The 13,905-nt window shown below is 69.7% G+C and carries 17 protein-coding genes; 11 read left to right on the top strand and 6 right to left on the bottom strand.

The window, feature by feature from the left end; translation table 11 throughout:
* Positions 1-8 precede the first annotated feature (8 nt).
* The gene (locus tag ACZ6I1_RS06305) at positions 9-608 is read right to left on the bottom strand and encodes a rhomboid family intramembrane serine protease (protein WP_469283677.1); all 600 of its coding nucleotides are present in this window, start codon (positions 606-608) and stop codon (positions 9-11) included.
* A gap of 90 nt (positions 609-698) precedes the next feature.
* On the opposite strand from ACZ6I1_RS06305, the gene ACZ6I1_RS06300 reads away from it, so the two are divergent.
* Positions 699-1,364, top strand: a complete 666-nt coding sequence (locus tag ACZ6I1_RS06300; RefSeq protein WP_469283674.1) for a UbiX family flavin prenyltransferase — start codon at positions 699-701, stop codon at positions 1,362-1,364.
* A 24-nt stretch (positions 1,365-1,388) separates the two neighbouring features.
* Here ACZ6I1_RS06300 and ACZ6I1_RS06295 read toward each other — a convergent pair whose 3' ends face one another.
* Positions 1,389-1,523 (bottom strand): hypothetical protein, encoded by a 135-nt coding sequence (locus tag ACZ6I1_RS06295; RefSeq protein ID WP_469283672.1) that lies wholly within the window; start codon positions 1,521-1,523, stop codon positions 1,389-1,391.
* A gap of 121 nt (positions 1,524-1,644) precedes the next feature.
* Here ACZ6I1_RS06295 and ACZ6I1_RS06290 point away from each other — a divergent pair, with 121 nt between their 5' ends.
* The 5 genes from ACZ6I1_RS06290 (at position 1,645) to ACZ6I1_RS06270 (ending at position 6,082) form a co-directional block, all read left to right on the top strand.
* Positions 1,645-2,100 (top strand): Lrp/AsnC family transcriptional regulator, encoded by a 456-nt coding sequence (locus ACZ6I1_RS06290; RefSeq protein ID WP_446594437.1) that lies wholly within the window; start codon positions 1,645-1,647, stop codon positions 2,098-2,100.
* Positions 2,101-2,153: 53 nt separating this feature from the next.
* Entirely contained in the window at positions 2,154-3,317 is a 1,164-nt protein-coding gene (mqnE, locus tag ACZ6I1_RS06285) for an aminofutalosine synthase MqnE (protein ID WP_069920704.1), read from the top strand.
* An 88-nt stretch (positions 3,318-3,405) separates the two neighbouring features.
* Positions 3,406-3,930, top strand: a complete 525-nt coding sequence (locus tag ACZ6I1_RS06280; protein ID WP_469283670.1) for a GNAT family N-acetyltransferase — start codon at positions 3,406-3,408, stop codon at positions 3,928-3,930.
* Positions 3,931-4,068: 138 nt separating this feature from the next.
* On the top strand, positions 4,069-4,341 hold the full coding sequence (locus tag ACZ6I1_RS06275; protein WP_469283844.1) for a DUF4229 domain-containing protein: 273 nt from the start codon (positions 4,069-4,071) through the stop codon (positions 4,339-4,341).
* A gap of 400 nt (positions 4,342-4,741) precedes the next feature.
* Positions 4,742-6,082: a dicarboxylate/amino acid:cation symporter gene (locus tag ACZ6I1_RS06270; RefSeq protein WP_469283668.1), complete on the top strand. Its 1,341-nt coding sequence runs from the start codon at positions 4,742-4,744 to the stop codon at positions 6,080-6,082.
* A 55-nt stretch (positions 6,083-6,137) separates the two neighbouring features.
* On the opposite strand, the gene ACZ6I1_RS06265 is transcribed toward ACZ6I1_RS06270, so the two are convergent.
* The 3 genes from ACZ6I1_RS06265 to ACZ6I1_RS06255 are packed head-to-tail and all read right to left on the bottom strand — an operon-like array spanning position 6,138 to position 7,527.
* Positions 6,138-6,455: a hypothetical protein gene (locus tag ACZ6I1_RS06265; RefSeq protein ID WP_469283667.1), complete on the bottom strand. Its 318-nt coding sequence runs from the start codon at positions 6,453-6,455 to the stop codon at positions 6,138-6,140.
* A 35-nt stretch (positions 6,456-6,490) separates the two neighbouring features.
* Positions 6,491-6,673 carry a DUF397 domain-containing protein gene (locus tag ACZ6I1_RS06260; protein WP_469283665.1) on the bottom strand — a complete coding sequence of 61 codons (183 nt, stop codon included), beginning with the start codon at positions 6,671-6,673 and terminating at the stop codon, positions 6,491-6,493.
* Positions 6,670-7,527 (bottom strand): helix-turn-helix domain-containing protein, encoded by an 858-nt coding sequence (locus tag ACZ6I1_RS06255; RefSeq protein ID WP_469283662.1) that lies wholly within the window; start codon positions 7,525-7,527, stop codon positions 6,670-6,672. The genes ACZ6I1_RS06260 and ACZ6I1_RS06255 overlap by 4 nt, the downstream gene beginning before the upstream one ends.
* 144 nt (positions 7,528-7,671) lie before the next feature.
* Between ACZ6I1_RS06255 and ACZ6I1_RS06250 the strand changes: the two genes are divergently transcribed.
* Positions 7,672-8,109, top strand: coding sequence for an ATP-binding protein (locus ACZ6I1_RS06250; RefSeq protein WP_469283842.1), 438 nt, complete (start codon positions 7,672-7,674; stop codon positions 8,107-8,109).
* Between the two features lie 229 nt (positions 8,110-8,338).
* Positions 8,339-9,277, top strand: a complete 939-nt coding sequence (locus ACZ6I1_RS06245; RefSeq protein WP_469283660.1) for a helix-turn-helix domain-containing protein — start codon at positions 8,339-8,341, stop codon at positions 9,275-9,277.
* Between the two features lie 136 nt (positions 9,278-9,413).
* Here ACZ6I1_RS06245 and ACZ6I1_RS06240 read toward each other — a convergent pair whose 3' ends face one another.
* Positions 9,414-10,511: an endonuclease/exonuclease/phosphatase family protein gene (locus ACZ6I1_RS06240; protein ID WP_469283657.1), complete on the bottom strand. Its 1,098-nt coding sequence runs from the start codon at positions 10,509-10,511 to the stop codon at positions 9,414-9,416.
* A gap of 422 nt (positions 10,512-10,933) precedes the next feature.
* Between ACZ6I1_RS06240 and ACZ6I1_RS06235 the strand changes: the two genes are divergently transcribed.
* The 3 genes from ACZ6I1_RS06235 to ACZ6I1_RS06225 all read left to right on the top strand — a co-directional run bounded on the left by ACZ6I1_RS06235 (position 10,934) and on the right by ACZ6I1_RS06225 (position 13,850).
* Positions 10,934-11,416 (top strand): DUF6232 family protein, encoded by a 483-nt coding sequence (locus ACZ6I1_RS06235; protein WP_469283655.1) that lies wholly within the window; start codon positions 10,934-10,936, stop codon positions 11,414-11,416.
* A complete protein-coding gene (locus ACZ6I1_RS06230; protein ID WP_469283652.1) occupies positions 11,416-11,748 on the top strand; it encodes a hypothetical protein in 333 nt (110 codons plus the stop codon). Before ACZ6I1_RS06235 ends, ACZ6I1_RS06230 begins: the two co-directional genes overlap by 1 nt.
* A 272-nt stretch (positions 11,749-12,020) precedes the next feature.
* Positions 12,021-13,850, top strand: coding sequence for an AMP-dependent synthetase/ligase (locus tag ACZ6I1_RS06225; RefSeq protein ID WP_469283840.1), 1,830 nt, complete (start codon positions 12,021-12,023; stop codon positions 13,848-13,850).
* Positions 13,851-13,905 lie beyond the last annotated feature (55 nt).

The raw sequence follows: 13,905 nt of genomic DNA, 5'->3' as shown, positions 1-13,905 counted from the left end.
CCACCGTCCTAGGCGGCGGCGGCGCCCCTGGCCGGCCGGCGGAAGTAGAGGGCCGTGACCACGCCTGCCACGAGGCCGCAGAGGTGGCCCTGCCAGCTGACCCCGGTGTTCGTGGGCAGGACGCCGAGGAGGAAGGAACCGCCCCAGAACGCGGCGATCACCACTCCGACCGCGATGCCCAGGATCTTCCGCTCGACGAAGCCGCGGACCACGAGGTAGCCGAAGAGGCCGAAGATCAGGCCCGAGGCGCCGATCGTGATGCTGTGGGACGGGGACAGCAGCCAGACGCCGATCCCGTCCGCCACGATGATGAGGGCGCTGACGGCGAGGAAGCGGCGGATGCCGCTGAGGGCCGTGACGAAGCCGAGGACCAGCAGCGGGACGCTGTTGGACGCCAGGTGGCCGAAGCCGAAGTGCAGGAAGGGCGCGGCCGCGATCCCGCCGAGGCCGTCCGGCTCGCGGGCGGCGATCCCGTAGAGGTCCAGGGCGTTGCCGGTGGCCAGATCCACCACCTCGATCACCCACAGCAGCGCCACCCAGCCGAGCATCAGTCCGGCCGCGGCCTTCGCCCTGTCGGTCCGTGTCCAGGTGTCCTGAGCCGTACTCACCGTCGTCCCCCTTGTCGTGCGTCCCACCCCCTGGAACGTCCGGCCACCTTAGCGAGTGCCCGCCCGTGGTGGCCGGATAGTCTCGGAGGTATGACTGAGCGCAAGCGCACCCCGTGGGTGGTGGGGGTTTCCGGGGCTTCCGGGACCCCGTACGCGGCGGCGGTGCTCCGCGGACTCCTCGCGGCCGGCGAAAGCGTCGACCTGGTGGTGAGCCGGGCCTCCCGGCTCACCCTGCTGGACGAGACCGGGATCGCCTTCCGGGACGCGCACTGGCGGGAGGACCTGGGGGAGTGGCTGGAGCGGGGGGCCGACGGGAAGCCAGCGACCTTCGCCCGGCCGGAACTGGCCGACGTGCGCTACTGGGGCGCGGGGGACCTGGCGGCCGGGCCGAGTTCGGGCTCGTACGCCGTCAAGGGGATGCTGATCGTGCCGGCGTCCACGGCCTGCGTGGCGGGGGTCGCGCTCGGGCTGTCGAAGGACCTGCTCCAGCGCGTCGCGAGCGTGACGCTCAAGGAGCGGCGCCGACTGGTGGTGGCGGTGCGGGAGACCCCGCTGAACGGGCAGACGCTGAAGCATCTGGTGACGCTGGACGAGGCGGGCGCGATCGTGCTGCCCGCCTCTCCGGCGTTCTACGCGGGTGCGACGCACATCCAGGACCTGGTGGATTTCGTCGCGGGGCGGGTGCTCGACGCGGCAGGGGTGCCGCACGGGCTGTACCGCCGTTGGGAGGGGGAGCTCGGTGGCGCCCGCCCGTGAACAGCGCTGGGGGCAGCGCCGTGACTAGCGCTTCTTGGCGGTGCGCGGCTTGCGGGTCCTGTCGACGCGGTGCGCGGCGGACGGCTGGTCGGTGCGGGATCGGTTGGCCAGCTCCTGGAGCTGTCGCATGTGTGCGTAGGCCATCTCGATCGTGTACACGGTGAACCACTCCTGAAGATCGTCATTGACCTGTTGAAAGATTCACAGGGTGTTGACCCTGTGTGCCTTAGATTCTATACCTAAACTTGCAGGATCGCCGAATAATGGAAGGCTCCACGTAATGGACACGGTGGACAGGCAGCTCATCCAGGCACTTCGCGAGAACGGTCGTGCCTCGTACGCGGAGCTGGGCCGTCTCGTGGGCCTCTCCGGCCCCAGCGTCACCGACCGCATCAACCGGCTGGAGTCGGCCGGCGTCATCACCGGCTACCGCGCGACGGTGGACTCGCGTTCGCTCGGCCTCGGCGTCACGGCGCTGATCGGTCTCTCCATGTCCGACGCCGCGGACCACGAGGACGTCGCCCGGAGGCTGCGCGACCTCGCCGAGATCGAGGACTGCTGGTTCATCGCCGGCGACGACTCCTTCATGCTGAAGGTGCGCGCCAACGACGTGGACGGCCTGGAGAAGATCATCCGCAGGCTCTCCGGGACCAAGGGCGTCTCCCGCACGCGCACGACCATCGTGCTCTCCACGAAGTGGGAGAACCGGGTCGGGGAACTGCCCGAGGAGAGCTGAGAGTACGGTGGGGTCGGGTTGCAGGACAGGCATCTAGAGGAGGCGACCGCCTGATGGACGCTGGGCTCAAGCGCGAGCTGGAGGAGAAGGTCCGCTCCGGCGAGCGGCTGACCCGTGAGGACGGCATCGCCCTCTACGAGTCGGACGACCTGGCCTGGCTCGGTGGCCTCGCCCACGAGGTGCGCACGCGCAAGAACGGCGACGTCGTCCACTTCAACGTCAACCGCCACCTCAACATGACGAACGTGTGCACCGCCTCGTGCGCGTACTGCTCGTTCCAGCGCAAGCCGGGCGAGAAGGACGCGTACACGATGCGCATCGAAGAGGCCGTGCGCCTGGCCAAGGCCATGGAGAACGACAACCTCACCGAGCTGCACATCGTCAACGGCCTGCACCCGAACCTGCCGTGGCGCTACTACCCGCGCTCGCTGTCGGAGCTGAAGAAGGCGCTGCCGAACGTCTCGCTGAAGGCGTTCACGGCGACGGAGATCCACCACTTCGAGACGATCTCCGGCATGTCCGCCTCGGACATCCTGGACGAGCTGATCGAGGCCGGCCTGGAGTCGCTCACCGGCGGCGGCGCGGAGATCTTCGACTGGGAGGTCCGCCAGCACATCGTCGACCACCGCACCCACTGGGAGGACTGGTCGCGCATCCACCGGCTGGCGCACTCGAAGGGCCTCAAGACCCCTTCGACGATGCTGTACGGGCACATCGAGGAGCCGCGCCACCGCGTGGACCACGTCCTGCGGCTGCGTGAGCTCCAGGACGAGACCGGCGGCTTCCAGGTCTTCATCCCGCTGCGCTACCAGCACGACTTCGTGGACATGCAGGACGGCAAGGTCCGCAACAAGCTCCAGGCGCGGACGACGATGGCGACGGGTGCGGAGGCCCTGAAGACCTTCGCGGTCTCCCGGCTGCTCTTCGACAACGTGCCGCACGTCAAGGTGTTCTGGGTGATGCACGGCGTGCAGACCGCGCAGCTCGCGCTCCAGCACGGCGCCGACGACATGGACGGCTCGGTCGTCGAGTACAAGATCACGCACGACGCGGACAACTACGGCACCCCGAACAAGCTGGGCCGCGAGGACCTGCTCGAGCTGATCCGCGAGGCGGGCTTCCGCCCGGTCGAGCGCAACACGCGCTACGAGATCATCCGCGAGTACCCCGGCCCGGACGCCGGCCTGCGCGAGACGCCGCAGGCGATGCGCGTCTGACGCCCCGACACGTGGGGAGCCCCGGTCCGCCGTGCGGGCCGGGGCTTTTTTCGTTGCGAGGGGTGGAGGTAATGGATAATGTTCATGGGTGACCCTTACTTTCACCCTGGATCCGGTCATCGACCCCGCCCTGCACGAGGGCATCCTGTCGCTGTGGGCCGACGTCTCCAACGCGGGCGGCGCCGTGGGCTTCGTACCCCCGGTCACCGCCGACGACATCCGCCCGGCGCTGATCAAGCAGCTCGCCGCGGTCGCCGACGGCGGCAGCCGGCTCCTCGTCGGCCACGACGAGGCGGGCGAGGTCGCCGCGACCGCGTTCCTGACCCACAACACGCACCGCCTGCAGCTGCACTGGCTGTGGGCGTACACGGTGATGGTCCACCCCCGCCACCAGGGCAAGGGCTACGGCCGCGACCTGATGGCCGCGGCGGCGGACGCGGCCCGCACCTTCGAGGGCATCGACGCGATCCGCCTCGGCTGCCGCGGCGGCATGGGCCTGGAGCGCTTCTACGAGTCCTGCGGCTACAAGGAGGTCGGCCGCGTCCCCGACGCCATCCGCGTCGCCCCCGGCGACGACCGCGACGACGTCACGATGCTGCTGCCGCTGTACTGACCGCCCGGGCGGCGACCCCAGCGGGCGGGAGCGGGGGACCGGCGTGCTTCACTGGACGGGCACGTGCCGCCGTACGAAGACGAGAAGGAAGGGGTCACCGTGTCCCTCAAGCCGAGCGCGACGATCCGCTACACCGCGATGCGTCTGGGCATCTTCGTCGGATGCCTCGTCGTCGTCGCCGTCCTGGTCCGCCTCGGCTGGGTGCCCGCCGGGCTCGGGGACGCCAACTTCGCCTGGGTCGTACTGCTGGCCCTCGTCCTGTCCGCTCCGCTCTCCTTCGTGCTGCTGCGCAAGCAGCGCGACGAGATGTCCGCGCAGATCTCCGGCCGGGTCACGGGCGCGAAGCAGAAGCTCGCCGCGAACCGCAGCCAGGAGGACGCGGCCGACGACGCGGCCCGCGTGAACTCCTAGCGCCGCGGGAGGCCTCGGCCGTCCGTTAGCTTCCTCACACACCGCACCGCACCGCCCCGGCGCCGGGCAAACCGCCTGCCGCGCCGGGGCGGTGGTGTTTTCCCGCCTCAAAGAAGCCCTTTGAGATTCTCAAAGGAAGAGTGTTAGCGTGTTCACCATGTTGACCACAGCTGCGCACCCGACGACCGTGAGCGTCCCGCTCGTGGCGCGCCTGTACGTCGACCTCTGCCGCCGCGCGACCGCGGCCTGTTGCCGTTGATCCGCGCCGTGTGATCCGCATCGTGCGCTGAATCGATACAGCAGCGGTCCCGGCCGGCCGTCTTCCTGGCTGCTGCCGCACCGCATCACCCTCACCCCTCCCGCAGAACCTCTCCCTGTCTTCGTGCGTCACCCCAGGAGCGTGTCCGTGTCCGCGTCCCCCCAGGCCCAGGCTCCCGCCAAGGCCTCGTTCAAGTTCCCGTTCTGGGCCCAGATCATCGCCGGTCTGGCCCTCGGCGTCCTCTTCGGCTGGATCGCCCGCAGCCAGGACGTCAGTTGGCTCGCCACCACCCTGGAGAAGACCGGCGACCTCTTCGTCCAGCTGCTGAAGCTGGCCATCGCCCCGCTCGTCTTCTTCGCGATCCTGGTGTCCATCACCAACCTGCGGAAGGTCAACAACGCCGCGCGGCTCGCCTCGCGCACGCTGCTCTGGTTCATGATCACCTCGCTGATCGCGGTCGGCATAGGCATCGCCATCGGCCTGCTGACCGACCCGGGCGCGGGCACCGGCCTGACCGCGGCGGACGGCAAGGAGCCGAAGAAGACCGGCTCCTGGATCGACTTCCTGACCGGGATCGTGCCGACGGACATCGTCACGCCGTTCACCGAGCTGAAGGTCCTTCAGATCGTCTTCCTGGCCGTCGTCGCCGGTATCGCCGCGCTCCAGCTCGGCAGCAAGGCCAAGCCGGTCCTCGACCTCGCCGAGTCCGTGCTCGAACTGCTCCAAAAGGCCCTGTGGTGGGTCATCCGCCTCGCCCCCATCGGCACCGTCGGCCTGATCGGCACCGCGATCGCCACGTACGGCTGGGAGCTCATCGGCAAGTACGCCACCTTCACCGCCGACATCTACATCGGCTGCGCCCTGGTGATGTTCGGCGTGTACCCGCTGCTGCTCGCCACGGTCGCCAAGGTCAGCCCGCTGCAGTTCTTCAAGGGCGCCTGGCCCGCCATCCAGCTGGCCTTCGTCTCCCGCTCCTCGGTCGGCACCATGCCCGTCACGCAGAAGGTCACCGAGCGGCTCGGCGTCCCCAAGGAGTACGCCTCCTTCGCCGTCCCGTTCGGCGCCACCACCAAGATGGACGGCTGCGCCGCGATCTACCCGGCGCTCGCCGCGATCTTCATCGCGCAGATCTTCGACGTGCAGCTGGGCATCAAGGAGTACCTGCTCATCGTCTTCGTGTCGGTCATCGGTTCGGCCGCGACGGCCGGTCTGACCGGCGCCACGGTCATGCTGACGCTGACCCTGTCCACGCTGGGCCTGCCGCTGGCGGGCGTCGGCCTGCTCATGGCGATCGACCCGATCCTGGACATGATGCGCACCGCCACCAACGTGGCCGGCCAGGCCCTGGTCCCGGTCCTCGTCTCGGCCCGTGAGGGGATCCTGGACAAGGAGGCCTACGCCTCCGCCTCGGCCTCCCCGCTGGACGAGCCCGCCCCGGCGGCCCCGGCCGCGCAGGCGGACCCGGTCCCCGTGGCCGCCTGACCCTCCCGCACTCGCCACAGCCCCCGCCCCCGTCCGGGCGGGGGCTGCGGCGTGTCTACTCCAGGGTCGCGACGCGGATCCAGGCGACCGCCGCGGGGAGCAGCGGCAGCGCGTACCACCAGCGGTTCATGGTCCGGCGGTACACCGGAAGCAGGGAGACGAGCAGCACGACGAGGCAGATGGCGTACACGGCCTGGGCGCCCGACCGCATGTCGGCGCGCATACGCTCGTCACCCGCATCCACCTCCGCGCTCAGCAGGAGCACGCAGAAGTACACCGCCGGCACGTAGAGGAGGCCGAGCGGGACGCCCAACACCCACTGCAGGCAGCCCCGGTCCTCCGGCAGGTCGATGTTCTCGCGCCTGTACGTCATCGCATTGCGTCCTTCACGTTCCCCGGGGGAGCGGGTCAGGAGTGTGCGATGAATCGCGCCCAGGCGTGGGGGGTGAAGGAGAGGTGGGGGAGGCGGGTGTCCTTGGAGTCGCGGACGTGGATGGTGGCGGGGGTGTTGGCCACCTCGACGCAGTCGTTGATGTCGCCGCTGTCGCTGTAGCTGCTCTTGAACCACTCCAGCTCGGATTCGTGGATCATGTCTCTCCCAGCACTTGCTCGATGAATGCGACGGACTCCCGTGGCGTGAGAGCCTGAGACCGGATCATGGCATGGCATTGCTCAAGGATCCGGACTTGCCTCGGATCCGAGACCGGACGGCCGTTGAACGCCCCCTCGGAGCGTCCTACTGCCGATCCGTCTGCGAACTTCAGCACTTGGATCAACCCGCCCATTCCAGCGTGCTCCTCGAGACCGGTGGGCATGACCTGGATCGTCACGTGCCGCAGTTCGGCAACCTTCAGCAGGCGTTCGAGTTGGCCACGCATCACCATCGTCCCGCCGATACGGCGGCGCAAGGTCACCTCTTCCTGGACGAAACACAGAGCGGGTGCGGGACTTCGATCGAAGATCGACCGGCGGGCCATTCGGGCGGCCAAGCCGCGTTCCACCTCCTCGATGGTCTGTGGCGGCTGCCACATCTCGAACAGGGCGCGCGCGTAGTCGTCCGTCTGCAACAGGCCATGGATGTTGTGGTTGCCGTACGCCGACAGTTCGACCGCCCGGCCTTCCAGCTTCACCAGGTCCCGGACCTTCTTCGGGTAGCGGACCTGCTCCATGTCCGCCTTCATCGCGGCGATCTTCCCGCCTGCGCGCAGCACCTCGTCCGCCTTGTCCAGGTACTCCGGGCGGGGGATGCGCTTGCCCGCCTCGACCTTGCGGACCAGGTCCTCGCCGTACCCGATCGCCGCGCCGAAGTCTGCGACCCGCCGGCCCGCCTCCTCCCGCCACACCTTGAGCTGGCGGCCGAGTGCGGCCAGTACCGCCACTCCCTGCTCGTCCTCGGGATCGACGTCCCAGCCCGCGTCTTCCGTACCGTCAATGTCCACGCTCACGCGCCCACCTCCGACGAGCCGAATGTCCCCACACCCCTTGCCCGGCCGCAGTTCGGGACAGCCGCGACAGAGCCGGACAGGCGCCGGACAAACACCCGACGCGAGGGCGTCCCCGCTCTCTCACGGTACGCACGTGCCGCCACGCTGTGTGACGTGAATCACCAACTCGCCCACGCCTGGGCTGACACCGACCGGTTCGACGTACGGCTCTCCTCCACCCCGCGAGGTGCCCGACTGGCACGGCTGCTCGCCGTCGAGCAACTGCGCGCCTGGGGACTGCCCTTGTGGGATCCCGCCCAGGTCGTGGCCGAGCTCGCCGCGAACGCCGTGACGCACGGGCGCGCGCCCGGACGGGACTTCCGGCTGGTGCTCGCCGTCGCGGGAGGCGTGCTGCGGATCGAGGTGACCGATACGCGGAGTGACCGGATCCCGGTCCTCCGCGATCCGGGGCGGGGGCTGGTGATCGTCGAAGGGCTCGCGGACCGTTGGGGCGTAAGGGAAGGGCCGGCCCCGTCCAAGGTGGTGTGGGCGGAAGTCCCGCTGGTCACCGGGTCGCGGGGCGCCGCGACCCGGCGTGCTTAGACGCATAAGTGCACATGCACCGGGTGAAAGAACCAACCGACCAACCAACCCCACCCGCTCCGTGGCAGGGCGCCATCCCTCGGATGGGTGAACTATCCCAACTGGGCTGGATTTGCCGCCGGTTGCCGGGCATATGCTCGGCCCGACAACAGCAGACATGAGACGGCCCCCGGCGGGACTGCGAATCCCGGTCGAGGGCCTGACCAAGTAGGAAGTAAGCGGCTTCCCCATGGCTCTCCAGCAGCCTAGCGCGCCCTCGCGCGCCTCGTCCCGTGTTCCCGCCGGGACCCCCCGATCCGGTGTCATCCACGTCAACATCCGGCACGCCAGTCACTACACCGTGGTCGGCAACAGCCTCGCGCAGCACCGCGAACTGTCCTTCACCGCGCGGGGCATCGCCCTGTACATCCAGTCGCTGCCCGCCGGGTCCCCCATCGGGGTCAAGGCCCTCGCCGGGCGGTCCACGGAGGGCGAGATCCGGGTCGCCGCAGCACTGCGGGAGCTGGAGGAGCACGGGTACCTGGCCCGGCGGCGCGAGCGGCTGGCGACCGGGCAGGTGGTGACCCGTACGTACTCGTACAACAGCCCGGGGGCCGCGCTGCGGCAGCCGCCGCCAGATCCGTCGCCGGACGAGAAGCCCGTACGCGGGCCGGATCCGCTGCCGGAGCCGACGCCGGAGCCGGAGGCTGCGCCTCTGCCCGAGCCGGGCCCGGTGCCGGAGCCAGTGGCCGCGCCCGCGTCCGTACCCGCGTCCGTACCCGCGCCGCAGGCGGCCGGTCCCGCCGCGCCGGTTCGTCAGGAGGCCGTGGACCTGCTCGCGCGGCTGCGGAGCGAAGACCCCCGGCTGTTGCTCGCCGACCGGGACGTGAGGCGGCTCGCGCCCGGGGTCTCGGCGTGGCTGGAGCGCGGGGCCCCGCCCGAGGCCGTACGCCATGCGCTGACCACGGACCTTCCCGCCGACCTGCGCCACTCGGCAGCCCTGATCGCGTACCGCCTCAGAACGCAGCTCCCGCCCCACCTCCCGGCGGCCCCGGCTACCCCGGCCGCCCGGCCGGTCAGACGGCCGGACCCGTTCCAGAACTGCGACGGCTGCGAGCGCGCCTTCCGCGCTCCTGAACCGGGCCGCTGCCGCGACTGCCCGCCAGCCGCCGAAACGGCCGCCGCCTAGAAGACTGATGAAGGTCTTGGGGTCGGGTGGTGAGTGTCCCGCGATGTCTTGCTCCACGGCCCTGCCCCGGACCCTTGGGGAAGCGGTGAGCCGGACGGCCGCGGAGGCGGCGGCCGTCTGGCTTTTCCGGATTCCCTCACAGGTCGAGGTCGGCGAACAGGGCCGCGTGGTCGGAGGCCTGGTCGTGCGGTCCGTGCACGCTGTCGAACGGGTCGCCGAACTCGAAGATCCCGCGCGTCTCCAGCTTCACCTCGCTCACCTTGCCGAACAGCTCCGGCGAGAACATCAGGTAGTCGATCTTGTCGGCCGCCTTGCACTTGCCGTGGGTGCCCTTTGGCCCCTCGTAGCTGCCGTGGCTCATCGCGTCCTGCAGGCCGGCGTTCAGGAGGAAGCCGAGCGGCGGGCTGGCCGGGGTGTCGTTGAGGTCCCCGGCGACCACGACGTGGTCCGAGCGTTCGAGGGCGTCCCGGTAGATCTGGGCGCAGCGCTCACCCTGGAGCTTGCGCTTGTCCGCCCCACCCCCGCCGCGCTTGCTCTTGAAGTGGTTCCCCAGCAGCCACAGCGGCCGGCCGTCGATGTCGATCTCGAATTCCGGGCAGTCCCTGCTGAAGATGCCGAAGCGGTCCCGGGGATTCTTCTTGTCGAAGATGTGCGAGCGTACGGAGGTGATCGGACGCCGGCTGAACAGCCCCACGTCGATGCCGCGTTCATCGTTCCCGTCGATCAGCAGGTTGAACGGATAGCGCTCCCCGTCCAGTCGGCCGGCCAGAACCTGTTGGTTGAAGCGGTCCAGGGTGAGCCGGTCCTCGACCTCGACCGTGAGCAGGATGTCGGCGTTCACCTCGGCGATCACCCTGGCGGTGTTCCCGATGGCGTCCAGGGAGAGGTCCCTGCGGACCAGCTCGGCCCAGCCGACCCAGGCATCACGCCCCGTCGCCTCGTCCCTGACCTGGACGCCGCTGCCCTCTCCTGTGAGCAGCCGGGCCCTGCCCTTGGGCTCGTTCACCAGGATCGTCTTGGTGGAGAGCTCCGGGCGGACGTCGATGCTGTGCGCCAGGAGGATCTCGATGATCTCCGCCTTGTCGTCGGCCGTGTACGCGTCCTTGTCGAGGATCTCGACGAGTCGTTTGAAGTCCTTGAGTACCTTGTTGCGCTGCTCCTCGTCGTCGATGCCGAAGGCGACCGGCCGCTGGAAGAGGTTCTCGGCGTTGAAGGTGCCGATGCGGATGCTCATGGCGCACCTCCTCACACTTTCGATTCTGAGAGTGCGCCGGGGAGCTGTCCAACGGAGCGGGCCGCTCCCCTAGTCGTGCACGCGGCAGACGGCCGGGATGATCAGCAGGTCCGGTGGGCGGGCGCCCGGCCTCGCCGGCCAAGTGGACCTTCGTCGTCAGATCGCCCTTCCCCATGCCGGGCACACGAACCCGACATGGAGAAGTCGCATGATCCGCCGGACAGCATCCGATTTCGCTCCCCGCGAGACGAAATGCCGTCGCGCTTCATGTCAAGCGGAATGGCCAATTGATCATCACTAAGTCGAAGTTGTCCGATCTCTACTTGACCGATCGAGGTCGCCCTACACTGCGTGCCGAGAACACCAAAAACCAGCAAGGGGGGCGAGATATGGCGCGTAGCCAATCAACCGTTGAAGTCCGCGTGCAGGAAGGCGTGCTGTGGGTCGACGGTGAGGCTTATCCGCTGCGCAACATCTCCCACGTAGGGCAGCGAGTACTGGAGGTCGACAAGGGCGCGGCGTGGAGAAAGTTCATCGCCCGCGCGCTCATCACCCTCGTCATCGGGGGGATCGTGTCGGCCGCCGCCGGGGAGATCGGAGTCATCCTGCTGGTCGTCGTGCTGGGCCTGCTGATCTGGCAGCTCGTCACGGTCATCGGCAAACCCCCGCTGTACGGCCTGGTCCTCAACACCTCCGGCACGCAGCGCGATGCCGTGTGGTCCACGGAGCGCAACGAGATCCAGGCCCTCGTCATGGAGATCACCAAGGCGATCGGCCGTCCGGACACCGCGCAGGTGGTCTACAACGTGAAGCACGCCGTCATGGGCGACCACATCGAGCAGTACGGCGCCGGGAGCATCGGCAGGGCGCAGCACAGCGGTTCCGGCAACATCGGGGGTCGGTAATGGGCGGCGACCAGTACACGCAGTACGGGGCCGGGAGCATCGGCAAGGCGGAGCACACCGGCTCCGGTGACATCGTGGCCGGCGGAAAGCGGGTGGGCGGCACGGAGGTGGAGCCGTCGGCCCTGGAGACGCTCCTCGAGGAAGTCCGGGCCATGCGGCAGCACCTGGATGCCGACGACCGGGCGGAGGTGGACGCGGCAATCGAGGAGATCAGTTCGAATCCGCCCGAAGACCGCTTCAGGAAAATCCTCCGGACGTTCTCGGGAATCGCGACGCTCGTCGGAGAAGCCGGAGTTCCCGTGATCACTGCGGTGAAGGCGCTGCTCGGCTGAATCGCAAGCGGAATGAGAGGGCCACCGCCAGTGGTCCTCTTTTTTCATTCCGTAGATAAATGCACATCCAGCCGTACGCGCCGACGGATGAGTGGGGCGGTGGCGTGGAGCGTCCGTGAAGAAGGCGCTCGAAGGGTGGTCGGCCGGGGTGGGCGCTGCGTACATTACCGGCGGTAACTCGCTGCCCCAGCCGAGGAGAGTGCGCCGTGGAAGCCGAGCTGAGGCCGGTCAGGCCCGTCGAGCCGGTCAAGCCGGTCGAGCCCGTCAAGACCATGGTCGACGGGGTGGTGCGCGAGGTGCGGGTGCCCGCGCTGGCGGGCGTGCCGCAGAGCGGGTCGCTCGGGGACATCCCGTTCGACAATGCCCGGCAGGCACCCGGCGAGGCGGTGCTCGCGCGCAAGGACCGCGACGGGGTCTGGCAGGACGTGACCGCCGCACAGTTCGCCGCCGAGGTGCTCGCCGTCGCGAAAGGCCTGATCGCCGAGGGGCTGCGGGAAGGCGACCGGCTCGCCATCATGGCCCGTACGACCTACGAGTGGACCCTGCTCGACTTCGCCGGATGGGCCGCCGGGCTGGTCACCGTACCGATCTACCCCACCTCCTCCGCCCTCCAGGCACGCTGGATCATCCACGACTCCGGCGCCGTGGCCTGCGCCGTCGAGGACACCGCGCAGGCGCGGATCATCAGCGCCGAGCGGGCCAACCTGCCCTGGCTGGCGCACCTGTGGGAGTTCGACACCGGGGCCGTCGCCCGGCTGGTCAAGGCCGGGGAGCAGCTGCCCGACGCGGTGGTGCACGCGCGGCGGGCCGCCCGTACGCCGGACTCCGTCGCCACCCTGATCTACACCTCGGGCACGACCGGGCAGCCCAAGGGGTGCGTGATCACGCACGGCAACTTCTTCGCCGAGGTGGACAACGCGGTGGAGCTGCTGCACCCCGTGTTCAAGTCCGTCAGCAAGGACCCGGCCTCCACCCTGCTCTTCCTGCCGCTGTCCCACGTCTTCGGGCGGATGGTCGCCGTCGGCTGTCTGCGGGCCCGGGTCAAGCTCGGGCACGCGCCGAGCATCGCCACCGAAGAGCTGCTGGCGGACCTCGCCGGCTTCCGGCCGACCTTCCTCCTCGCCATCCCGTACGTCCTGGAGAAGGTTTACAACACCGCCCGCGCCACCGCCGAGAAGATGGGCCGGGCCGCCTCCTTCGACCGGGCCGCCCGCCTCGCGCAGCGCCTGGGCGAGGCGGCCGTCGCGGGCAGGAGCCCCGGGCTCGGGCTGCGCGCCGCGCGGGCGCTGTACGACCCGCTCGTCTACCGGCGGATCCGGGCCGCGCTCGGCGGCCGCGTCCGCTACGTCCTCAGCGGCGGATCCCCGCTCGGGCGGCGCCTCGCCGCGTTCTACACGGGCGCCGGCATCGAGGTCTTCGAGGGCTACGGGCTCACGGAGACGACCGGTGCCTCCACGGTGACCCCGCCGCAGCGGCCGAGGCTCGGCACGGTCGGCTGGCCGCTGCCCGGCACGGCCGTACGGATCGCGGACGACGGCGAGGTGCTGCTCGGCGGGCGCCACGTCTTCGCCGGGTACTGGAACAGCGGGCAGGGCGTCCCGTACGGGAGCTGGCTGCCGACCGGCGACATCGGCGAGCTCGACGCCGACGGGTACCTCACGATCACCGGCCGCAAGAAGGACCTGATCATCACCTCCGGCGGCAAGAACGTGGCCCCGGCGCCCCTGGAGGACTGGCTGCGGGCGCACCCGCTGGTCGGCCAGTGCATGGTGGTCGGTGACAACCGGCCGTACATCACCGCCCTGATCACCCTGGAGCCGGACGGCCTGCTGCACTGGCGCCAGATGCACAAGAAGCAGACCGTGCCGATCTACGAGCTGGTACGGGACGAGGAACTGCGGGCGGACATCCAGCGGGCGGTCGACGAGGCGAACCGGCTGGTCTCGCGCGCCGAGTCGATCCGCCGCTTCACCGTCCTCCAGGGCGATTTCACGGAGGCGCGCGGCCATCTGACCCCGTCGCTGAAGCTGAAGCGGGGCGCCGTCGCCCGGGACTACGCGCGCGAGATCGACGAGCTGTACCGGGGTCCCCGCGAGGACTGAAACCCCGGCCGGCGGGCGGGGGCGCGCGGGCGCGCTTATGGTGGGCTGACCGGTC

The organism is Streptomyces sp. NPDC046303, from assembly GCF_055588085.1.
Note: the sequence above shows the minus strand (reverse complement) of the source record. Positions and strands in the feature narration are given on the sequence as shown.